The sequence below is a fragment of the Dethiosulfovibrio faecalis genome (genome assembly GCF_021568795.1).
Taxonomy (GTDB): domain Bacteria; phylum Synergistota; class Synergistia; order Synergistales; family Dethiosulfovibrionaceae; genus Dethiosulfovibrio; species Dethiosulfovibrio faecalis.
This window is the reverse complement of record NZ_JAKGUE010000004.1, coordinates 119,796-140,392: the sequence shown is the minus strand read 5'-3', so window position 1 is coordinate 140,392 and position 20,597 is coordinate 119,796. Positions and strand designations below refer to the sequence as shown.

At 53.5% G+C, this 20,597-nt stretch carries 20 protein-coding genes; 14 read left to right on the top strand and 6 right to left on the bottom strand.

The annotated features are described in order from the left end of the window. Window positions 1-10: 10 nt before the first annotated feature. The 3 genes from L2W58_RS05490 to otsB are packed head-to-tail and all read right to left on the bottom strand — an operon-like array spanning window position 11 to window position 3,480. Window positions 11-1,231, bottom strand: a complete 1,221-nt coding sequence (locus L2W58_RS05490; protein WP_236102221.1) for a glycosyltransferase — start codon at window positions 1,229-1,231, stop codon at window positions 11-13. Continuing rightward, on the bottom strand, window positions 1,228-2,751 hold the full coding sequence (locus L2W58_RS05485) for an alpha,alpha-trehalose-phosphate synthase (UDP-forming) (protein ID WP_236102219.1): 1,524 nt from the start codon (window positions 2,749-2,751) through the stop codon (window positions 1,228-1,230). The genes L2W58_RS05490 and L2W58_RS05485 overlap by 4 nt, the downstream gene beginning before the upstream one ends. Window positions 2,752-2,757: 6 nt before the next feature. After that, the gene (otsB, locus tag L2W58_RS05480; protein WP_236102218.1) at window positions 2,758-3,480 is read right to left on the bottom strand and encodes a trehalose-phosphatase; all 723 of its coding nucleotides are present in this window, start codon (window positions 3,478-3,480) and stop codon (window positions 2,758-2,760) included. 167 nt (window positions 3,481-3,647) lie between these two features. On the opposite strand from otsB, the gene L2W58_RS05475 reads away from it, so the two are divergent. The 11 genes from L2W58_RS05475 (at window position 3,648) to L2W58_RS05425 (ending at window position 13,961) form a co-directional block, all read left to right on the top strand. Next, the gene (locus L2W58_RS05475) at window positions 3,648-4,184 is read left to right on the top strand and encodes a hypothetical protein (protein WP_236102217.1); all 537 of its coding nucleotides are present in this window, start codon (window positions 3,648-3,650) and stop codon (window positions 4,182-4,184) included. 24 nt (window positions 4,185-4,208) lie between these two features. After that, entirely contained in the window at window positions 4,209-5,693 is a 1,485-nt protein-coding gene (locus L2W58_RS05470) for a cobyric acid synthase (RefSeq protein WP_236102215.1), read from the top strand. Next, window positions 5,690-6,547: a GHMP family kinase ATP-binding protein gene (locus L2W58_RS05465; RefSeq protein WP_236102213.1), complete on the top strand. Its 858-nt coding sequence runs from the start codon at window positions 5,690-5,692 to the stop codon at window positions 6,545-6,547. The genes L2W58_RS05470 and L2W58_RS05465 overlap by 4 nt, the downstream gene beginning before the upstream one ends. After that, window positions 6,544-7,455 (top strand): adenosylcobinamide-phosphate synthase CbiB, encoded by a 912-nt coding sequence (gene cbiB / locus L2W58_RS05460; protein WP_236102211.1) that lies wholly within the window; start codon window positions 6,544-6,546, stop codon window positions 7,453-7,455. Before L2W58_RS05465 ends, cbiB begins: the two co-directional genes overlap by 4 nt. Further along, entirely contained in the window at window positions 7,452-8,567 is a 1,116-nt protein-coding gene (locus L2W58_RS05455; protein WP_236102209.1) for a pyridoxal phosphate-dependent aminotransferase, read from the top strand. Before cbiB ends, L2W58_RS05455 begins: the two co-directional genes overlap by 4 nt. A gap of 2 nt (window positions 8,568-8,569) precedes the next feature. Beyond that, entirely contained in the window at window positions 8,570-9,151 is a 582-nt protein-coding gene (cobU, locus tag L2W58_RS05450; protein WP_236102207.1) for a bifunctional adenosylcobinamide kinase/adenosylcobinamide-phosphate guanylyltransferase, read from the top strand. Then, entirely contained in the window at window positions 9,148-9,882 is a 735-nt protein-coding gene (gene cobS / locus L2W58_RS05445; protein WP_236102205.1) for an adenosylcobinamide-GDP ribazoletransferase, read from the top strand. Before cobU ends, cobS begins: the two co-directional genes overlap by 4 nt. A gap of 102 nt (window positions 9,883-9,984) precedes the next feature. Next, the gene (locus L2W58_RS05440) at window positions 9,985-11,625 is read left to right on the top strand and encodes a nucleoside kinase (protein ID WP_236102203.1); all 1,641 of its coding nucleotides are present in this window, start codon (window positions 9,985-9,987) and stop codon (window positions 11,623-11,625) included. Window positions 11,626-11,807: 182 nt separating this feature from the next. Next, complete coding sequence (locus L2W58_RS05435) at window positions 11,808-12,215, top strand: L,D-transpeptidase (RefSeq protein ID WP_236102201.1); 408 nt, start codon at window positions 11,808-11,810, stop codon at window positions 12,213-12,215. A 12-nt stretch (window positions 12,216-12,227) separates the two neighbouring features. Next, window positions 12,228-13,058 (top strand): LacI family DNA-binding transcriptional regulator, encoded by an 831-nt coding sequence (locus tag L2W58_RS05430; RefSeq protein WP_236102199.1) that lies wholly within the window; start codon window positions 12,228-12,230, stop codon window positions 13,056-13,058. Between the two features lie 84 nt (window positions 13,059-13,142). Beyond that, complete coding sequence (locus L2W58_RS05425; RefSeq protein WP_236102197.1) at window positions 13,143-13,961, top strand: P-loop NTPase; 819 nt, start codon at window positions 13,143-13,145, stop codon at window positions 13,959-13,961. 28 nt (window positions 13,962-13,989) lie between these two features. Here the strand turns inward: L2W58_RS05425 and L2W58_RS05420 are convergent, their stop codons facing one another. Both L2W58_RS05420 and L2W58_RS05415 read right to left on the bottom strand, forming a co-directional pair. Then, complete coding sequence (locus L2W58_RS05420; protein WP_236102196.1) at window positions 13,990-15,123, bottom strand: hypothetical protein; 1,134 nt, start codon at window positions 15,121-15,123, stop codon at window positions 13,990-13,992. 65 nt (window positions 15,124-15,188) lie between these two features. Next, window positions 15,189-15,998, bottom strand: a complete 810-nt coding sequence (locus tag L2W58_RS05415; protein ID WP_236102195.1) for an MBL fold metallo-hydrolase — start codon at window positions 15,996-15,998, stop codon at window positions 15,189-15,191. Window positions 15,999-16,184: 186 nt separating this feature from the next. On the opposite strand from L2W58_RS05415, the gene ychF reads away from it, so the two are divergent. From ychF to L2W58_RS05400, 3 genes are read left to right on the top strand one after another with little or no spacing between them, the layout of a single operon-like run. Then, window positions 16,185-17,276 (top strand): redox-regulated ATPase YchF, encoded by a 1,092-nt coding sequence (gene ychF / locus L2W58_RS05410; RefSeq protein ID WP_236102193.1) that lies wholly within the window; start codon window positions 16,185-16,187, stop codon window positions 17,274-17,276. Between the two features lie 17 nt (window positions 17,277-17,293). Next, a complete protein-coding gene (locus L2W58_RS05405) occupies window positions 17,294-17,722 on the top strand; it encodes a hypothetical protein (RefSeq protein WP_236102191.1) in 429 nt (142 codons plus the stop codon). A 4-nt stretch (window positions 17,723-17,726) separates the two neighbouring features. Then, complete coding sequence (locus L2W58_RS05400; RefSeq protein WP_236102189.1) at window positions 17,727-19,574, top strand: polysaccharide biosynthesis protein; 1,848 nt, start codon at window positions 17,727-17,729, stop codon at window positions 19,572-19,574. 22 nt (window positions 19,575-19,596) lie between these two features. Here the strand turns inward: L2W58_RS05400 and L2W58_RS05395 are convergent, their stop codons facing one another. Beyond that, window positions 19,597-20,292, bottom strand: coding sequence for a lipid-binding SYLF domain-containing protein (locus tag L2W58_RS05395; RefSeq protein WP_236102187.1), 696 nt, complete (start codon window positions 20,290-20,292; stop codon window positions 19,597-19,599). Window positions 20,293-20,597 lie beyond the last annotated feature (305 nt).

Below are 20,597 nucleotides of genomic sequence, written 5' to 3'. Positions count from 1 at the left end.
CCCCCTCTTCTCAGTCGGATAAAGTGTATTTGCATCGGAACGAGAGAAAAAGGTCCAGGTAGTCCTCTAGATATCTCGTCATGAGGAAGTTCTTTCTGACCTTTTCTCTTCCCTTTTCGCCCATGGACTTTCTGAGTTTTTCGTCTCTCAGCAGTTTGATTATCCTGTCGGCGGCCTGGTCGACCGTGTCTACCAGATAGCCGTTGACTCCGTCGTCTATCTGGTGTCTGATGCCGCCTACGTTGCCACCTATCACGGGAGTTCCCTTCCACATGGCCTCGGTGACGGTAAGTCCGAATCCCTCCCTCAAGGATTTCTGGACCACGACGGCCGCCCTGCTCTGTACTGCGTTGACCAGGGCGGTGTCCTCGACGCTCAGCAGGACTATCCTATCGTCTTTATGTTCCAGAAGGGAGGTATATAGTTCCATGCCCTCAGGGTCGTCCGTGGCGGTGTTGCCCAAAAGGACCAGGGTCGCTCCTTCTTCTTTTCGTATTTTCTCGAAGGCCTTTATGACCCCTTGGGGATCCTTCCATCGATCGAACCTGGATACCTGTGCCACTATAGGGAGATCTCTAGGTATTCCGTAGTGGTCCAGCCTTTCGTCGATCTCCTCCTCCGTCATGGCCCGGTTTTTTATGGAAAAAGGGTCTATGGCCGGTTTTATGAACCTTAGAGGGATGTCTAGTTCCTGTCGATACTCGGGAAGGGATACCACCGCTCCGTCGTATTTCTCTATGGTCGGTCTGAGGTATCTCCACAGTTCACCGTTGGGGTGGGACAGGTCGACATGGCAGACCCATATCCAGGGACCTCTTTTTCTGTAATGGTGTATGAGAGGTAGAGGTTGAGGGTCGTGGACTACCACGAAATCGTGTTCCAGATGCATCCGGACCGAGTTTTGCTCCACAACCGACTCGTAGATCTCGTCTTTCCTGTCGCTTAGGTTGATCTCCGCACCCTGAAGGGCGTTATGCATCTTTTTGGTTACCCCGAAGAAGTCTGGAGATCCTACTATAACTCGCCAGCCCGTCTCTATTCCGGCGTTGTTCATCAGGACGGTCATGGCGTTCAGCAGCTCCGCCACCCCTCCGCCGTAGTATGTGGAGTTTATGTGAGCGACCTTTCTTCCGCGAAGTTTCTCCGCTTTCGCCGCTATTCGTTCCGTAGCCTCCGATCCGATGTACGGTTCGTAGTCCTCTATAGACGTTAGCTTAGGATATATTTTCATCTTTTTGCCTCCTCGGTCTTCTGCCAATTACGTTGTTGGATCCCGGTGATCGAGGGAAGTTCCCTGTAGGGCCAGTCTTCCAACCCCATGCCGTAGGATGCCTTTAGGAATTTATCGGTCCACCAGAATATATCCTGTCTTTTGACGATCCGTCTTAGCTTGGACATTCTGTGTCTTTTCTCGTTTTCGTCCATGTAAAAGGCCCTTTCCATGGCATCGGCGGTCTCCTCGTCGCTGTAGGGATTTATCAAGAGGGCGCCGTCTTTGAACTGTCTTGCGGCTCCGGCGAATTCGCTGAGGATCACTGTTCCCCGGTTGTCCCAGTGGGAGGCGCAGAATTCCTTGCATACCAGGTTCATCCCGTCCTGGACGGAGGTCACTACTATGGCGTCGGAGGCGGAGTAGAGGGAGACAAGGTCGTTCCTCTCCATAGGACGATAGCGATATACGACGGGAGTCCAGTCCAGGGTCGCGAACTCTCCGTTTATCCGGCTGACCAGAAGTTCTATCTCGGTCTTGAGCTCTTTATACTCGGGGATCTCCTCTCTGCTTGGTATCACTATCTGATACAGAACGACCTTTTCCCGGAGGGAAGGGGTCCTGCGCAACATCAATTCGAAAGCCCTAAGCTTGTTGGGTAGACCTTTGGTGTAGTCGAGCCTGTCCACCCCCAGAAACAGAAAACGGTTACCAAGCTCTTTCTTGAAATGTCCCTTTCTCTCCATCGACTCGGGGCCTTTCGACATATCGGAGAACTCTCTGAAGTCTATCCCTATCGGAAGGGCTCCTGCTAGAACCCTTTTACCCATGGAGTGGAGCTCCACTATTCGACCGTGTCCTCTTTGTCTAGTGCTGCGATCCAGCTGGCGTAGACATTCGGAGAAGTGCCTTCTATCTCTGGGAGTCTGGAAACCTATCAATCTGTAGGACATCATGGCCGAGAGGATCTCCTCTCTCCAGGGAAGCTTGAAGAATATGTCCGGCGAGGGAAAGGGTATGTGGAGGAAAAATCCCGTCGACCGGTTAAGTCGCAGCCGGGACAGCCTCTCTCCGAGAGGAATCAGTTGGTAGTCGTGGATCCAGATGAAGTCGTTAGGTGCGGTGTGTTTGGCGAGGACCTTGGCGAATTTGTCGTTGACCGATATGAAGGATCGGTAGAATCTGTTTTCGAAGCAACATCTACTCTGTAGCCCATGGAATAGCGGCCATAATATGGCGTTGGAAAACCCGTAATAATGGCTGTCGACGTCTTTTTCGGACAGTATCACCGGGGTGAGGCGGAATCCCCATTCCTCGGATAGGGGGCCTAGAAGGTTTCTTATAGCTCCCAGAGGGGCCGGTTCCCTGTTGCCGGGCCATCCGACCCAGAGTCCTCCACGATGCCTCAGTAGCGGGCTCAGAGCGGTAACCAATCCTCCCGAACCGGGTTTACCCTCCCAGACTCCCTCGGAGTGGTTGAGTTTTACCGGAAGTCTGTTGGATACTACTACCAATCGGCGATTTTTTTCCTCTATATCCATTGCAGGTCACCTCCTGTAACCTTTGAGCTTTTTCTCCAGAGTCTTGAAAAAGGCCAGGACTTCCTCCGGCGGGTGGAGGCGGATAGCCGCTTCTGTGTCTTTTTCTATGTCTGAGACCAGTATGGAAAGTCCTCTCCCCGATAGGGAGCGGAAAGCGTCCTCGTCGGTTTTATCGTCTCCCAGGTAGCATGCCGGTCTGTGGGGAAATCTGTTCAGTATCGATGCGACGGCGTTTCCCTTATTATTTCCTCTCTGCTTGGCTTCGAAACCTCCGTCGAAACGGTCTATGGTCCAGCGATCGATGGGGAGAGCCTTTTTCCACAGGGAGACCACTTCCATGGCTTTATTCCGCGATTTTTCGTCGATATTTCGCAGGTGGATGGCGATGGCCGTGGTCTTTTTCTCCACGACTTCCGCTGGTAGCCCCTTCGTCAGCCTCTCCAGCGTGTCCAGGGTTCCCGAGTCCGGGGATATCAAGGTCCGTCTCTCTCCGTTTGAGGAGAGATGGACGGATCCGTGCTCTCCGTATATGTCTATAGGACGTTGTATGGAGAGAAGATTCCTCACCTCTTCGGGATCTCTTCCGGTGATTACGACTACCGGACAGGGAAGGGCCTCCAGGGTCTTCGCCACTCCCGGCCAGGGCAGTGCCTTGCCTCTGTCGGATACGAAAGGGGCTAGGGTGCCGTCGTAATCGGTCATCACCAGGCAATTTCGGGTTATATCCATGGATAGATAGAAGTTTTCGAGATGGTCGGGACTTTTTTTCAGTTGGCATCCTTCCTTTCATGTACAATCTCATGTGTATTGCCTATAAAGGTGAAGGTCGAAACGTGTTTAATTATATATCGTTTTGGGATTTTATGCAATTCATATGCAACTCGTGAGGTGAGATCATGGATCTATCGGGACTTCACAGACTGTGTCGTCGAGACAAAAGGGGAGACTACGTTCTGGATAGGGTGAAGGCGGCGGAGGAGCTCGGCTCCCTGCCCGGCCGTCTTTCCCTGGATGGGCTTCTGGAGAGGATGAGATGTTGGTGTCTCTCCATGGGCATCAGGAGAGACGGCGATAGCTTTTCGTTCAACGACGTTCACGAAGGCGTGCCTTTCTCCGGGTCTGCGACCCGTTTTCAGGACGAACTCAGCGTTCTTTTGGTCGTCCCTGGGAGAGGTCGTCAGAGATACCGTATTCCCGGTCTCTGGGGGGATTATCGTTGGTCCGTCTGTTATCAGGAACCGTTGTTGGCCGAGTGGAGAAGCTACCCCAGCGGCGAGAGATGGTGGGGAGCGGTGGGACGGGACTCCTGCGACGAGACCGAGGCCAGAGAGAGGTTTCGCTGGCTTTCCAGCCGTAGGCAGATCCATCGGGCCCGGTTGATTCACGATGGCAGAATAGTGGATGAGTATGTCTCCACAAAAGGACAAAGGTGAAATTTTACTTCCAGAGGTGATTTTATGAAGGCCAAGACCCTGATGTTGCAGGGAACCTCCTCCGATGTAGGTAAAAGCGTTCTCGCCACCGGGCTGTGTAGAATTTTTTACAGGATGGGATATTCGGTGGCTCCCTTCAAGGCTCAGAATATGGCTTTGAATTCCTACGTGACCATGGAGGGAGGGGAGATGGGGCGAGCCCAGGTAGACCAGGCCAGAGCGGCCGGAATGGAGCCCTCGGTGGACATGAATCCGGTTTTGCTAAAACCGGAGGGCAATTCCAGGTCTCAGGTAGTGGTGATGGGACGGCCGATGGTGACCTTGTCCGCCATGGACTACCACTCGAGAAAGGTGGAGCTTTGGCGTTCAGTTACCGACTCCTTGGACCGTCTTGGCGAACGACACGATCTTATAGTGATCGAAGGCGCCGGCAGTCCGGCGGAGATCAACCTAAAGGCCAACGACATAGTCAACATGAGGGTCGCCAGCCATCTGGGTTCTCCGGTCCTTCTCGTGGGGGATATCGACAGAGGGGGGGTTTTCGCCTCCCTCTACGGTACTTTGGAACTGCTTGAGGAAAAGGAAAAAGAGCTGGTTCGAGGATTTATCATAAACAAGTTCAGAGGCGATCTTTCCCTAGTCGGATCAGGCCTGGATATGCTTCTGAACCTGACGGGGAAACCTACTTTGGGAGTCATTCCATATCTTAGCGATCTCGGAATAGCTCAGGAGGACTCTGTTTTTCTGGAGGAGCACGACAGGCTTTCCCGAGGAAGCTTGGACTTGGTGGCAATAAGGTATCCCAGGACCTCCAACTACGACGACCTAGACGCTTTGGCCATGGAGCCCGATGTCGGAGTTCGCTTGGTGGATTCCCCCTGCGATATGGGGCGGCCTGACGGGATAATATTGCCGGGCAGCAAGAGCACCGTGTCCGATCTGCTCTGGATGAGGGAAAACGGTCTGGAGGCGGAGATCCTGGCCTTGGCGGGATCTGGCGTACCGGTCGTCGGGATATGCGGAGGTTTTCAGATGATGGGAAGGGCCATTTGGGATGGAGACCGCGTGGAGAGCTCCGATGAGTGTGTAAAGGGCATGGGGCTTCTCGACTCGGTGACGTCCTTTAAGGCTGAAAAGAGGACGGTCCGGACCAAAGGGACGGTCCGGGGCAGGTTGGGCTTTTTTGGAGAAATTCAGGGGGTCGATGTGGAAGGATACGAGATACACATGGGACGGACCGATTCGCCGATTAAAGATGGACTGTTTCTCCTGGAAAACGGTGACCTCGACGGTATAGCGGATCCAGAAGGGCTCCATTGGGGCACCTATCTTCACGGGATATTCGATTTGCCCGATTTCAGACGGTCGTGGCTTAGATCCATCGGTTGGAGGGAGTCCGGTCATGGGATTTCTCTGGGACAGCACAGGAACAGGGCTTTCGATCGTCTGGCCGACCATATGGAGGAGCACATGGACATGGGCGAACTCAGGCGCATAGTGGGGCTATGAGGGCTCTGGTCTCCTGTCCCGGAACCTGCGGAGAGCTCTATCAGGGATGGCCCGGAGGGATCTGCAGGTTGATATCGTGTCCCATAGACAGAACCACCTGTCTGGATGTGGAGGTCAACCCCGGAACGGGCGAGATATCCGTCCCGGAGGGAATGGATAAGACCGGGGATGTCCTTAGGTTGGCCTCAAATCTTTGGCGATGTCGGCATCTGGATGTGTCCGTACGTAGTTCTAGTAGACTGCCTGTATCCAGAGGATATGCCAGTAGCACCGCCGACATGATATCGGCTCTGTATGGTCTCGCTGCCTGTATCGATAGGACAGTATCTCCCGAGGAAGTTACGGAGATGGCCGTGGCGATTGAACCCTCCGATGGGATCGCCTGGTCTGAACTGGTGTTGTTGGATCATCGTTCATTCTCGGATTATACGGTTATCTCGGAGGTGCCTCCTTTGAAGGTGGTTCTCTTCGATCCGGAGGAAGAGGTCGATACGGTGGAGTTCAACCGACGGGCCCATCCCGTAGAGGGCGTCGACTACGACGGGATACTTCACGATCTGATAGGTGCATTGATGAGAGATGACTGGATCGCTTTGGGCAGGGCCGTTACCGCCAGTGCCAGAGCGAACCAGGGTGTTTTGTTCAAGCCCTGTCTGGAGGAACTTATAGAAGTGGCTTTATCAGATGGAGCCTTGGGTGTGACCGTCGCCCATAGCGGGTCCATCTGTGGTGTGCTGTATCCTCCGGATGTGGATCCCCGGTGGGCTGAGTTGCCTTGGCCCGACGAAGTTGGGTCTCCTAGGCTTGCCAAGATGGTCCCAGGAGGGGTTCATGTATTGGAGGTAGCCGGATGACCTTCGATCTCATATCGCTGACAGTGGCCGTCTTGTGGGATCTCTTCCTGGGAGAGCCTTCAAACGCCGTTCATCCGGTGTGCTGGATGGGATCTTTCGTCGATTTCCTCTGGCGAAAGAGACCTGAAAGAGGTCTGTTCCCTTACGGTTGTCTCATAGTCTTGTCCGGTGTTTCTTTGGTTCTGGTTGCGGCATCGGCTGTGTCTCGTCTGCCTCTCGCTTTTTCCCTGCCTATTTCCGTCTGGTTCCTGAAGGGGACTTTCTCCCTTAGCGGTCTGCTGGAGGCGGGAGGATCGATCGAAGGGGCCCTGAAATCCGGCGATTTAAACCGGGGCAGGCACCTTCTGGGATATCATCTGGTTAGCAGAGACACCTCTAAACTTTCTTCCTCCGAGGTAGCAGGGGCCGCGATCGAATCGCTGGCGGAGAACTTCGGCGACGGTTTGGTCGCCCCTATCTTTTTCTTCGCTCTTTTTGGACTTCCAGGGGCTTTAGTCTACCGCTTCGTAAATACCTGTGACTCGATGCTGGGATACCGGGGAGGGGATTTCGAGGCGGGGGGCAAGTTCGCCGCTAGGTTGGACGATGTCCTGAACTGGATCCCCGCCAGGCTGGCTTCTGTCCTGATTCTGGCTGGAGCCGCTAGCCTAGGAGCAGACTGGAGGGGGGGCGCGATCTCGGCCTTAAGGGATCACGGTAGGACCAGTAGTCCTAATGCCGGTTGGCCCATGGCCGCCATGGCAGGAGTTCTGTCGGTCGTCTTGGATAAAAGAGGGGTGTATCGTTTGAATCTTTCGGGAAGAAGGCCCGTGTCGAAGGACCTTAGAAAGGCGATGTCCATTCTCATGGTAGCTCAAGGTCTCGCTTTAGCCTCATTTTTTATGTGGATATGTGCAGGTGCGTCGTGATTCCTAGACCGGTATCGGATTTCGACGGATTAGGGCCGGTGGTTCACGGCGGAATGGACCGTGAGAAGCTGGACTCCATGGGGTTGGACGTCGATGATATCCTCGATTTCAGCGTTTCGATCAATCCCCTGTCACCTCACGAGGATGTTTTGAAAGCGTCTCGTTCCGCCGAGTTGGATATCTATCCCGACAGGTCTGCCTGGAAGCTGAGGGAAAGACTATCCGATCTTCACGGGGTTGATAGCTCCAGGGTTCTGGTAACCAACGGAGCCTCTCAAGCGATATGGCTGGTGTCTATGGCATATTTGAGATCCGGCAGGAAGACCTCTGTCGTGGTTCCGGCCTACGGCGAATATATTCAGGCGGCTTCCGCCCTGGGGGCCTCGGTCTCTCGTTGGGATTTCGGAGATTTCATGACAGGTGATTCCTCCGGTTTCAGCCGTTCGCTTCACGACAGAATCCGAACCGAACCTCCTGAGGTGCTATGGATCTGTTCTCCCAATAACCCGACGGGATACGCCCTTTCAAGGTCGCAGATCGAGTCCATCCTGGATATATGTAAAGTCGGTCCGACCATGGTCGTCCTCGACGAAGCCTATCGCAATTTCATGGAGACTCCTCCTGATTTGGAGGATCTTCTCGACACAGGCAGGCTCCTCATACTGAGATCCATGACTAAGGACTACGGTTTGCCGGGCGTCAGGCTGGGGTATGCCCTGGGTTCCTCGGATTCCATATCGGCTATGGAGAAGGTTCAGCCTGACTGGAGCGTGGGGGCCCAGGCCCAGGCTGTGGGGGTAGCTCTTCTGGAGAACCGGGAGCATTACGAACGACAGTGGGAGCTTTTGAGGATTGAGAAGAAGAGGCTATCCGATGGTCTGAAACGGATTGGTGTAACGGTGATCTCCGGGGAGGGTAACTTCCTGCTCTGTCGTCATCGTCGTTGGTCCGAGCTAAAGACGTACCTATGGAGTAAGAGGATACAGCTTCGGGACTGCGCTTCCTTTGGTTTGGAGAATTATTTCAGGATAGGTATAAAGACCGTCGATATGGACGATCTGCTCCTGAAGGAGATATCGTCTTTTTTGCTCGGAGAGGAGACTTTCGGCTGAACATGGGAAATATAGTTTTGGTGTTGGGAGGAGCTAGAAGCGGTAAAAGCGGATTTGCCCAGAGCTTGGTATCCGACCAGGAAAGACATAGTCTTCGAACTTCCGTTTTTTATGTAGCCACCGCCGGGATAGAGGACGATGAGATGGCTCGTCGGGTCGCCCGTCACAGGGCGGATCGTCCGGATAGATGGAAGACCCTGGAGGCCCAAAACGACTTGGTGGGAACGCTTGAGGCAATTCCGTCGAGAAGTATAGTCCTTTTGGACTGCGTTACAATGATGGTCACCAACCTCATGTTTTCTCATAGAACCGAATGGGACGGTATCTCTATGGAGGACGAAAGGTCGGTGGAGCAGTTCGTTCTGAGAGAGGTGGACCGTATGTTGGCGGTCTTTAGACGGAGGGAGCTTTCCGCCGTTCTGGTCTCGAACGAGGTGGGGCAGGGGTTGGTGCCTCCCTATCCTCTGGGTAGGATCTTTCGGGATATTGCGGGATGGGCTAATCAGAGGATCGCAAAGGAGGCCGATAGCGTCTATCTTATGATCGCCGGTATCCCCCAGATCATCAAGGAGGCGACGTCTTGAGGTTCCTGTTGGCCCTGTCTTTTCTGACCTGTATCCCGGTTTCGCTGAAAAGGATTATGACGGAGGAGGACCTAGGCCACGCTACGAGATGGTTCCCTCTGGTAGGTGCCGTTATAGGCGTGATCCTATGGTGTGTCTTCCGTATCTCCTCATCTGTATGGGGTGCCCATGTGGCAGGAGCCTCCACCCTGGCGATGTGGGCCGCCTTGACCAGAGGGCTGCATCTGGACGGCCTGGCCGATACGTTCGATGGACTAGGCGGCGGTGTCACCAAGGAGAGGGCCCTGGAGATCATGAAGGACAGTCGAATAGGGACCTTCGGTGCTGTGGCGATCTTTTGCCTCCTTACGTTGAAGCTGGCCGTTCTGTCGTCTATGGGGACCGAACTATCAGAATGGATCTTCGTGGCTCCCGTCCTCTCCAGGTGGTCTATGGTCCTGGCCGTCGCAGGTTTTTCTACCGCCCGAAAAAACGGTATGGGCCGCCGTTTCAAGTCCTATTGCGGAATTACCGAGGTTATGTTCGCCTCGTCCTTGGCTTTCGTTCCGGTTGTCGCCCTCACGGGATGGATGGGGCTGGCCGTCATGGGCGGTGCGGGATTGACGATGTGGTCCGTGGGATGTAGGATCTCCTCTTACCTTGGTGGGCTTACGGGAGACAGCTACGGTTGTATCTGCGAGTTCGTGGAGCTTTTCGTCCTGTTGTCCGGCACTGCTGTGGCGTCTCTTTAGGTTATAATCGGAAAATATCGTCTCGGATTCGGATATGGTTGTCTTTAAGAGAGTCGCCCTACCTCGGGCGTACCGTTCTACAGTCAGGAGGAGATCCAGAATATGTCGTTTATCATTCGGATCAAGGGTTTTTCCGATATACACTGTGAGATGCCGTTGTCGGGTCAGGGAGTGTTGGCTTCCACCGGACTATACAAAAACAGGAACATAGTCGCCTGGCGGGTAAACAACTATCTTCGCCCTCTCGAGTGGGTCGTCGACGGAGACGCAGACGTCGAGTTCGTCGATACCTATTCCTTCGAGGGGACCATGGTCTACAGGAGTTCTCTGGGTTTTCTGCTGGTCCTGGCCTCGAGGAAGGCTCTGGGCAAACCTATTTTTATCCGTCATTCGATCTCGGAAGGGCACTTTTGGGAACTGGAGGACGATGATATAACCGAGGAGGACCTGGCGTCTATCGTAGAGACGATGAAGGACCTGGTCGACATGGATATTCCGATAACCAGGGAGGTAGTCTCGCTAGATAAGGCCTGTCGAATATTCGAGAGACAGGGGAACCCGGAAAAGGGGCGGCTTTTCTCCAGGGTCTACATGGATCCCATAGAGGTCTACCGTTGTCTCGACATGTACGGTTTTTTCTATTGCCCTCTGGTCCCGTCCACGGGATATCTCAAGAATTGGGACCTTAAACTTCTTCCGCCGGGGATGGTGCTTCAGTTCCCCACTGTCGCCTATCCCACGTCCTTGCCCCCTTTTCAGGCATCCAGAAAGCTGTCCGGCGTGTTTCTAGAATACGCTAACTGGCTCAGGACGATGGGGATAAGCACAATGGTAAACCTTCACGACGCCATAGCCGCTGGAAGGGGGCAGGAACTGATACTCATATCCGAGGCCTTCCACTCCCAGAGGTTGAGCAACTTGGCCTACGACGTGGTGAAAAGAAATGCAAGGGTCGTCTGTATAGCCGGTCCATCCGCGTCGGGCAAGACCACCCTGTCTAAAAGGCTTAAGATACAGCTTCAGGTCTGTGGAAAGAGACCGGTGACGGTGTCTCTGGACGACTATTTCGTCGACAGGGACAGGACACCTAGAGATGAGAAGGGCGACTACGATTTCGAGGCCCTGGAGGCACTGGACCTCGAGTTGTTGAATCAGCAACTGAAGTCTCTCATAGAGGGGGAGTCGGTACAGCTTCCTCATTTCGATTTTCTCACCGGAACCCGTAAGGAAGGTCGTTACTTGAAACTGGATGAGGACGACATCCTCATAATAGAGGGCATCCACGGATTGAACGATCAGGTTACCCAGTCCGTGCCCCAGGACAAGAAGTTCCGTATCTTCGTGTCTCCCCTGACAGGGGTGAGCCTCGACAGACAGAACAGGACGAGCACGACGGATAATCGCCTTTTCCGGAGGATGATAAGGGACCACAGGACCAGAGGACACGGACCGGAGGCCACTCTAAAGAGGTGGCCGTCGGTCATAAGAGGGGCTCAGAAGTATATCTTTCCGTATCAGAAGCACTCGGACGTGATGTTCAACTCCGCCCTTCTTTACGAGCTGCCGGTGTTGAAAGGCTATCTGGAGCCGCTTTTACAGACGGTTCCCGAGGGCTCTCCCGTTTTCGGAGAGGCCAGGAGGTTGTTGTCCCTGCTGCGGTTCGTCCCCCCTCTTCCGTCCGATACGGTTCCCAACGAGTCCATCATAAGGGAGTTCATCGGCGGCAGTCTTTTCGAGGACTGAGGATGTGCCGAACCTTTAGCCTCCTGGTCTGTCTCCTGACGTTCATCTTATTTTCTCCGTCCTGGGCTTCCGATATCGATGGGTTCTCATATTGGAAGAGGCTTGAGCCGTCTCTGTCGACTTATATCCCCTGGGCATCGGAGGTCGTTCTCTCGAAGGACTGCGTTCCATCTGGCCATGTTATGTGGATCTGCCACAAAGGGGCTCATCTTCTCTTCGGAGTGGACGAGGAGGCCAGGTGTCTTTTTGGATGCTGGCCCGTAGCTACCGGTAGGAACTCCGGTCAAAAGCGTAAGGTCGGGGATATGAGGACTCCCGAAGGACTTTTTCCCGTCCAGGGCGTCCACGATGCGTCTTACTGGCAGCCCTATAGGGATAAAAAAACCGGCGATACAGTAGGGTACGGGCCCTGGTTTATAAGGCTCAAGACCCCGCCGTGGAGCGGGATAGGTATCCACGGCACCGACGAGGGACATCTGTCGGAGATCGGCACCGACGCCAGCCACGGTTGCATAAGGATGAAGAACGAGGATCTATTGAGGATAAAGAAAGTAGTCAGACCGGGACAGAAGGTCTTGATCGTTCCCTGAGGGAGTGAGCCTATGGCTAAGGTTACTATGGCCGATGTCGCCAGAGAGACGCAGGTCAACAAGGCAACGGTTAGCAGGGCGCTTAAAGGCGACCCCAGAATATCTTTGGCTACAAGAGAAAAAGTCTGGGAAGCTGCAAAAAAACTTGGCTATCGGATAGATACGGTTGCCAGAGGACTTTCCAGTCAGAGAACCGATGTTATCGGGGTGGTCCTGCGCGACCTGGGAGAGAGCTGGGTGGGATCCTTCCTCTCCGGAGTTGAGAGGGTCCTGGCCAGGCATCGCATGGAGATGCTGGTAAAAGAGGCCAACGACCTGGATGCCTCGTCCAGGTCCGCATATCAGAGGTTGTTGGATAGAAAGGTGGACGGAGTCATATGGGCATCGGACGCGCCTCTCCCATCCGACGAGGACGGCATCCCTTCCGTGATCGTCGGTAATGGGGAGGGCGACCCCTCCATGAGGGTCCTTCTGGACGAGGAAGCGATCTCCCGAAAAGTCCTCTCTTTAGCCGACGGACGTCCTATCTCCTATAGAGGTGGAGATCGTCCTTTTTTCCCCTTTCTGGAGAGACTTTCCTCTATTGGAAAGGAGAAAGGGCTGATCCTGTGGGATGGGAGTCTTCCGTCTCCGGGTGAGCTGGCTGAGGGGGTCTTGCTGTGTGGGGATCGCTCTATTTTGGCCTCTCTGATGGTTCCCCGTCTGCCTTGGCCGGCTTTCGATATGGGGCATCTCTCCTCCAGAGGCCTTATAAACGTAGTGAGGGGAAGGGGTGTAAGGCCTAAAGAGATAAAGGTATCGTCCAGCATCGTCGGGGTGGAGAAAAACGATCCAGGGTGTTGAAATTCATTATCAACTCTTGACGAGTAGACGGATGGACCTTATAACTGGAGTCAGTATATCGTTTCGAGGAGATGAGGTCGAAAAATGGATCAGGAAAACCAGTGTAGCGGAAATTGCGATGGCTGTTCCAGTAAGGAGAGCTGTCCCGATTTCCCTAAACCTACCAAGAAAGACGTCTGCAAGGTAATAGCGGTGGGTAGCGGCAAGGGTGGAGTAGGAAAAAGCTCCGTCGCAGCCCTTCTCGCCGTCGCTTTGGCCAAAAGAGGGGATTCCGTCGGAGTTCTCGATGCGGATATAACGGGCCCGTCCATACCTAAGCTGTTCGGTCTCACCGAACGTCCCAAGGGAGACGAATCGGGAAAGATCGTCCCTCCCAAGACCGAGAAGCTGGGCATATCGATCATGTCCATGAATCTATTGCTGGATGATCCCAAGGCTCCGGTCGTATGGAGAGGCCCTCTAATAGGAGGAGTCGTCAAGCAGTTTTGGGACGATGTAGAGTGGGGGAAGCTGGATTGGCTGGTGGTGGACCTTCCACCCGGAACGGCGGACGCCCCTCTGACTGTAATGCAGACCATCGCTCTGGATGGGATGGTCATAGTCACGACCCCTCAGGAGCTTTCTGCTCTGATAGTCGGTAAACAGGCCAGGCTTGCCGAGATGATGAAGGTTCCCATATTAGGGATAGTGGAGAACATGAGTTACGTCGAATGTCCCAAATGCGGCGAGATACTCAATGTATTCGGCCCGAGTCATTCCGAGGAGATAGAGAAGGCTTTCGGAATATCCACGATAGCGAAAATCCCCGTGACCGATGGCTTTGCCGCCATGGCCGACGACGGAGCTATCGAGAGTTTTTCCGACGAGGCGGTCCTAGGGGCTTTGGCGGACGGGATCCTTTAACTTAGAGAGATCGATCGAGGGTCTCCCTTTAGGGGGGGCCCTCGGTCTTTTGATTGGCTGTATTTACGTTTCCTACGGGAGAGAATTCCTCCTCTTCCGTCAGATTTTCCTCGAGTTTTTTCATCACAGTGTGATAGTCTACCTTTTCGTTTCCACTGCAGTGGTATAGGCTGGTGAATATCACCGCCGAGATCGAACCCTTTTTCTCGATCTCATCCCTGATATCGTCCGGTAACTTCTTTAGTTTGGACGCGGCTACCTTTGCTCCGGCGTTCGGGGTTTCCGGCAGGAGTATCAAAAAATATCCGCCTCCTATGAAAAAACCGAGGTCGCATTCTCTTATGTGCCTTTTTACGAAGGTTCCGTATTCGTTGAGGATTTGTTCTTCCCATGTTTTGTCGGCGGTTTCTCCTCCATCGTAACGGAAGGACAAACGGATCATCACTATGGAAAGCCACCTTCTATATCTTATGGATCTCTTTATCTCCGATGGTGCCATTATATCGGCATATGTATTGGAGAAAAGCCCGGTTGGCCCGTGCGTCATATCGTTTCCGTTCGGTTTTTTGCTAGCTTCTGGAGCCTCGATCTCCTCTACCAGACATACAAGCTGGGATTCGTCCAATGTCTTTCTCAGGATCCGCCAACCTTTCCCTCCTACCTCCACTCGATCCATCCCCTCGGGGAAGATGCTCTCGGCGCTTTGGCCTAGCAGAAGTTCTTCGTTTACATCCAGTAACCGCGTCATGTCTTCGTTGACAGAGAGGATGTTGCCATCCAGGTCTATATCCAGGGAGGGTAAGGGAATCTCCTTCGAGAGATCTTTCTTTTTCTCCACGGTCGGGTCGTTCTCGTTATCCTTGGGTCTTAACGCGGAGGTTACCTTATGCAGGAGCGCTATGGTTCCGGCAAACGACATGGCCAGTCCTATCCAGGAAAGACCGTAGGGGGCTCCCATTCCGAGGGGCAGAACCAGCAGGGCTATACCTTGGGCCAGTACCTGTAGCGGAAATAATCCTACTATTATCTTCCTCATGAGACATATGGCGTAACCCGACGATATCGAGAGATATATCAGAGCTACGAATAGCCAAAACGTAGCTCCCATATACAGCCTGCCGGAGGGGTCGGAGAAAGGAAGCAGGGCGAGGATTATCATCATGGTCGGGATCGGCGGTATGGATAACCACGATCCAGAACTTTGTCTGGCCTTATCTCGGGATAACATTATATCTCCATCTCTGTGCCGGAAGAGGCCCAGATTACGTCAGGGTAGCGGCTGACCATTTGACTGGCGGCGTAAAATCCGGTGCAATGGCAGGGACGCCATCTCTCGACGGGGGCTTCGTCGAAGGAATGAACCATGGCGGACCATTTATCGGAAGTCATGCCTCCTAGATGCATGCCTCCTATGACGGTGTTGATGGACGTTAGATCGAACTCCTCCATAGCGTAGCGCAGGATATTAAGTACTCCGGAATGAGCGCATCCCAGCACGATAGAGGGCCCTTTCGATCCGAACGCAAGTAACGACATGTCGTCCTGAAAGGGGTCCTCTGTCCAGGAGTCTCCTTGCGGGACGACAAGCCTGGAGGTCCTGAGGGTTAGACTCGGGTCTCTCTTCTCCAACGGTACCGAGAATGCCCACAGGTTCGGAAGGATTTCCGTCGGACTTTTTATCGGTCGAAAATCTCTGCGTTCCAGATCCAGATCGAGACCTATGAAGCATTCTCCTTTAGCGGTTCTTCTGTAGTGGGGAGCCTGAATGGACGAGCTACCCCATATAGGAAGGTCGGGACGCCGCCAGAGCAGCTGAGGAGCCCCTCCGCAGTGGTCGTAGTGACCGTGGCTCAGGGCCAGTCCGTCTATCGCGTCTATAGATACTTTTAGTTCCGACAGGTTGTGGATCAGAGAATGTCCCTGTCCGGTATCCCATAGCAGAGAACCTCTGGGGGTCTCGAGAAAAAAACTCAGTCCGTGCTCTCCCCATAGGTTGGATGAGCCGCATAGATTGTCCACGATCACAGTTATACGCATATCCATATCCCCTCGTTCCATCGTTTGATCCAAACCAGGAAGTCATTATCTCATATTTCTCGGGATAGATGATTTCACGTGGCCATACATAACCAATCATACATCCGACTATGGTATTTTGAAGGATCTCGGGTACAATGGTCAAGCGACTCCTCCAGAAAAAGAACAAGAAAGTAGGGACCTTTTATGAAACTTGGAATAGTGGGCTTGCCCAACGTAGGCAAGAGCACCCTTTTCAATGCCATAACCTCCGCAGGGGCGGAGGCTTCAAATTATCCTTTCTGCACCATAGAGCCGAACGTGGGAGTGGTCTCCGTTCCAGACGAAAGGCTGAGCGTGCTGTCCAAGATGTTCAACTCGGCGAAGATAACCCCCGCTACAGTGGAATTCTTCGATATAGCCGGTCTGGTTCGCGGAGCCAGCAAAGGAGAGGGATTGGGCAATACGTTTCTCTCCCACATCAGAGAGGTGAACGCCATAGTCCACGTCGTTCGTTGCTTCGAGGACGACAATATAGTTCATGTGGACGGTTCGGTCGATCCCATAAGAGACATAGAGACGATCGAGTTGGAGCTCGTTCTCTCCGATCTCGAGATGCTGGAACGGCATAAGGCCAAAACGGAGCGAAACGCCAGAAACGATAAGTCCCTCCGTCCATATCTGGAATTGGTCGGCAAGGTTCAGGAAAACCTTGAGGCGGGTAAAATGGTTCGAGCCATGGATCTTACCGATGACGAGAGGAAGGAGCTAAGAGGACTTGGCCTCCTTACGGATAAGCCGGTTATCTACGTGGCGAACGTCTCGGAGGACGACGTCTCCGATGCGGAAGGTAACGTCCACGTCAAATCCGTCAGGGAGTATGCCGATAGGTTCAACTGCGAGGTCGTCCTGATATGCGCCAGGATAGAGGCGGAGGTGGCCGAGCTGCCGGAGGAGGAGAAGGGGGAGTTCTTGGCCGAACTGGGGCTTTCGGAATCCGGTCTGGATCGGCTGGTCAAGGCTGGCTATCGTCTCTTGGGGTTGATATCTTTTCTCACCGCCGGAGAAAAGGAGTCCAGGGCATGGACCATAAAAAGAGGTGATAGGGCCCCTCAAGCCGCAGGGACGATACATACGGATTTCGAGAGAGGCTTCATAAAGGCTCAGGTTGTGGCATACGATGCACTGATACGATGCGGAAGCCTGGCCGAGGCCAAGGCCGGCGGCCTTGTTCGCATGGAGGGTAAGGACTACGTTATGCAGGACGGAGACGTGGTCGAGTTCAGATTCAACGTTTAAAGAAGGGAATGATAGATATGCAGCAGATCAGTTTGGATGAAATCCTATCGGTCGTACTGTCCAGGATGGACGGTCTTGCGGCCTCGGAGGAAAATCTCAAAAGCAAGTTCAATATAATGGGGAGGGTGCTATACCGCAAGGGGCTGCTGTCCGATCAGGATGTGATAGACGCCATAAAGGAGGAACACCGACTTCTCGTCGAGTTGGGGGCTTTAAAAGAAGAACCGGACGAAGAGATGGTCCAGGCCATAGCGGACAGTATGCTTCAATGGCTCAAGGGAGACGTGGAGGCTATAAAAGAGAGCATGAAGGTCTACGAGGAAAAAATGCGTCAGGCCATAGCCAAAGAGGAGAGAAAGCCCCGTATCGACGTGGCCCCCTCCTCGGCGCTTAGGCAGCTGGACCAGATGAGCGGCAACAAAAAAGGCAGCAAGCTGATCCTGTAGGGCCATGAAGGAGAGCTGGTCGGTCCGGTTGCTGGGCAAATGGTTGGAGGTCGGCGTCAGGAACAGGTATATGTTCTTTCTGGACGTCCTTTTTTGCATCTTTGCTACGTGGCTGGGGTTTGCCCTGAGACTTTCCGTCTTTATGAACCACTTCTATGGTGATATGGCGGTTTCCGGTTTGATATTTGCCGGTATCTGCGTCGTGTCCTTCTATTTAGGGGGAATATATCGCATCTATTGGCCTCAGGCCAGTCTCGAGGAATTCGCCCTGCTTTTGAGGTGTTTTCTGGTAGGCTCTTTGATATTCGTTCTCTGTCATCTCCTCCTGCCATTCATGTTTATTCCTCGCTCCTCTTTGGCGATAACCCTTCTGAGCTGTTTCGTGCTGGTGGCGGCTTACAGAGCCTCTTGGCGTTTTTTCGTCGCAGCCCGTCACGGCCAGGATTCCTGCATCAGAACGGTCATAGTCGGAGCGGGAAATGCCGGGACCTCTCTGGCCAGAGATCTGCTTCGTAACGGAGACGAGCTTTTGCCGGTGGGATTCGTGGACGACGATGATCAGAAAAAGGACAAGATCATCGCCGGTCTTCCTGTCCTGGGTCCGGTTTCGGATCTGGAGAACATCATACTGGACGAACGTATCTCCGTCGTTTTGGTCGCCATACCGTCGGCTTCCAGAAAGGTCATAGGAGACATGCTGATGAGGCTTTCCTCCCTGGGTGTGGAAACCCGGGTTTTACCGAATCTCAGGGATATTGCCGGAGGTATAGTTACAACCACCATGCTTCGAAAGGTACGTCTAGAGGATCTGCTGGCGAGGGATCCGGTCGAGTTGGACAGCAGGGTCATAGCCGACGTGGTTCGTCAGAGGGTTATCCTGATAACCGGAGCGGGAGGATCTATCGGCAGTGAGATCTCCAGACAGATATGTTCATATGGACCTTCTAGGGTTCTCCTTTTGGGGCATGGAGAGCACTCTATATACGGGCTTTGTGAGGAATTCAGAGAGAAGAGGGTGTCCGTCCCCTACGAACCCATCATAGCGGACGTAGCCGATTCGGACGCCATGGAGGCGGTTTTCTCCAAGTGGTCACCCTCGGTAGTCTTCCATGCTGGGGCCCATAAGCATGTTCCCCTCATGGAGGTTAACCCGAAAGAGGCTCTTAGGGTTAACGGAAAGGGAACATGGGTCTTGGCCGACCTCTGCGGGCGATTCGGGGTGGAGCGTATGGTCATGGTCTCGACCGATAAGGCCGTAAATCCTACGAGCGTTATGGGGGCGACCAAGAGAGTCGCTGAGATCGTGGTACAACAGGCTCAGCTGAATTACCCCGAGACCAGATATATGGCAGTTCGTTTCGGAAACGTTCTGGGTAGCAGGGGAAGCGTCGTCCCTAAGTTCGAGAAGCAAATAGAATCCGGCGGACCTGTTACGGTGACTCACCCTGATATGAAGCGATATTTCATGATCATACCGGAGGCCGCCGGATTGGTGTTGCAGGCCGGTGCCCTTGGAAAGGGCGGAGAGATATTCGTCCTGGACATGGGGGATCCCGTTAAAATAGTGGATTTGGCCGAGACCCTCATTCGTCTTCATGGTTATTCCCCGGGATCGGACATAGCCGTCGATTTTACGGGGGTTAGACCGGGAGAAAAACTCTTCGAGGAGCTTTTTTACGATCCGGACTTCGTCGACAGAACCGCTCATCCTAAAATTTTCAGAAGCAATCTTTCGGACAAACAGTTGCCTACCGATCCGATCATATCGGAGGTGGATGTCTGTTTATCCTGCAGGAGCAGCTCCACGTTGTCGACCCTGCGTAAGTTGGTCCCTGAGTTCAACCACCCTTAGCCGGAGGAATCCTCCGGCTTTTTTATTTCCCCATCCGTATGAGTTTCTCTATCTCCTTAAGTAAGGGTTTTATCTCTTTCGAGCTTGCCTGCTTGTTGAGTATGTCCGCAGGGGAGATCTTTTTGCCCCAGTAGAGCTCGTTTGCGCTCGGGTCGTGATTTATCGTGGCTCCCTCCAGCGATAGTCCGGCAAAGAGTCCTTTGCTCATAGAGTAGCTGTATATGGGGGTGTTCATGTTTATGTCCGTCGCTGCGGAGGTCCTCCTTCCGACCGGTCCCGCTGCTACCGCTACGTCGCCTCCCAATGTAAAGGTATCTCCTTTGAAGGCCTTCAGGCCGTCTTCGTTTACGACTGCGAGCACCAGTGCCGTAGATTGCACTCCTATCTGAAGTCCGAAAGACCCTCCCGCGATGTTGAAGAAGGACGGTCCATACCATTTTCCGGTCTTTCTGTCGTGCCTGAGCAGAAGCCCCTCACCATACTGACCTCCTAGGACGAAGCCAGCCTTTACCACCGAGGGGAATATTGCGATCGCCACTCCCTTGTCTATGATCTCGCCCATCGTCTGAGCGTCGTCCTGTCCCGACATGTTCCCTATTGTTTTTATGGCTTCGTTTATGCGATGCTCCGGTGTTTTTCCTGCCCACAGAGGACAGGACGACGATAGTATCAGAAATGTCGCCGCTACGATCAAGATGGTTTTTACTCCCTTTATCACTGGTATTTCCTCCTTTTGATTTTAGTTATGTTATGCCCCGGGGCTATTATACAATGTGCGAGCCATACAGTGGACCATTCCTTCGGTCTGCTGTGATATAATGTTGCCGAAATTGAGGAGACCTGCGGTGTGCGTGATCATGTCCTACGTCTTGAGCCAACACTCGAGCCATGTAGGGCTGAGTCCGAACCGGTCTATGAGGCGGTTTTCCGCTTCAGACGCCCAGGCTCGGTAAGCCCCTTTCTAGGTAGGATCGGGTCAAGACAATCATGACACGGCACTGCGGGCTACCAACTTTATACGGC

What these genes read in the sequence shown, in the direction of transcription:
- L2W58_RS05490 (WP_236102221.1), bottom strand. Translation starts at nt 1,231, where the DNA reads ATGAAAATATATCCTAAGCTAACGTCTATAGAGGACTACGAACCGTAC.
- L2W58_RS05485 (WP_236102219.1), bottom strand. Translation starts at nt 2,751, where the DNA reads ATGGATATAGAGGAAAAAAATCGCCGATTGGTAGTAGTATCCAACAGA.
- otsB (WP_236102218.1), bottom strand. Translation starts at nt 3,480, where the DNA reads ATGGATATAACCCGAAATTGCCTGGTGATGACCGATTACGACGGCACC.
- L2W58_RS05475 (WP_236102217.1), top strand. Translation starts at nt 3,648, where the DNA reads ATGGATCTATCGGGACTTCACAGACTGTGTCGTCGAGACAAAAGGGGA.
- L2W58_RS05470 (WP_236102215.1), top strand. Translation starts at nt 4,209, where the DNA reads ATGAAGGCCAAGACCCTGATGTTGCAGGGAACCTCCTCCGATGTAGGT.
- L2W58_RS05465 (WP_236102213.1), top strand. Translation starts at nt 5,690, where the DNA reads ATGAGGGCTCTGGTCTCCTGTCCCGGAACCTGCGGAGAGCTCTATCAG.
- cbiB (WP_236102211.1), top strand. Translation starts at nt 6,544, where the DNA reads ATGACCTTCGATCTCATATCGCTGACAGTGGCCGTCTTGTGGGATCTC.
- cobU (WP_236102207.1), top strand. Translation starts at nt 8,570, where the DNA reads ATGGGAAATATAGTTTTGGTGTTGGGAGGAGCTAGAAGCGGTAAAAGC.
- L2W58_RS05440 (WP_236102203.1), top strand. Translation starts at nt 9,985, where the DNA reads ATGTCGTTTATCATTCGGATCAAGGGTTTTTCCGATATACACTGTGAG.
- L2W58_RS05435 (WP_236102201.1), top strand. Translation starts at nt 11,808, where the DNA reads ATGTGGATCTGCCACAAAGGGGCTCATCTTCTCTTCGGAGTGGACGAG.
- L2W58_RS05430 (WP_236102199.1), top strand. Translation starts at nt 12,228, where the DNA reads ATGGCTAAGGTTACTATGGCCGATGTCGCCAGAGAGACGCAGGTCAAC.
- L2W58_RS05425 (WP_236102197.1), top strand. Translation starts at nt 13,143, where the DNA reads ATGGATCAGGAAAACCAGTGTAGCGGAAATTGCGATGGCTGTTCCAGT.
- L2W58_RS05420 (WP_236102196.1), bottom strand. Translation starts at nt 15,123, where the DNA reads ATGATGATAATCCTCGCCCTGCTTCCTTTCTCCGACCCCTCCGGCAGG.
- L2W58_RS05415 (WP_236102195.1), bottom strand. Translation starts at nt 15,998, where the DNA reads ATGCGTATAACTGTGATCGTGGACAATCTATGCGGCTCATCCAACCTA.
- ychF (WP_236102193.1), top strand. Translation starts at nt 16,185, where the DNA reads ATGAAACTTGGAATAGTGGGCTTGCCCAACGTAGGCAAGAGCACCCTT.
- L2W58_RS05405 (WP_236102191.1), top strand. Translation starts at nt 17,294, where the DNA reads ATGCAGCAGATCAGTTTGGATGAAATCCTATCGGTCGTACTGTCCAGG.
- L2W58_RS05400 (WP_236102189.1), top strand. Translation starts at nt 17,727, where the DNA reads ATGAAGGAGAGCTGGTCGGTCCGGTTGCTGGGCAAATGGTTGGAGGTC.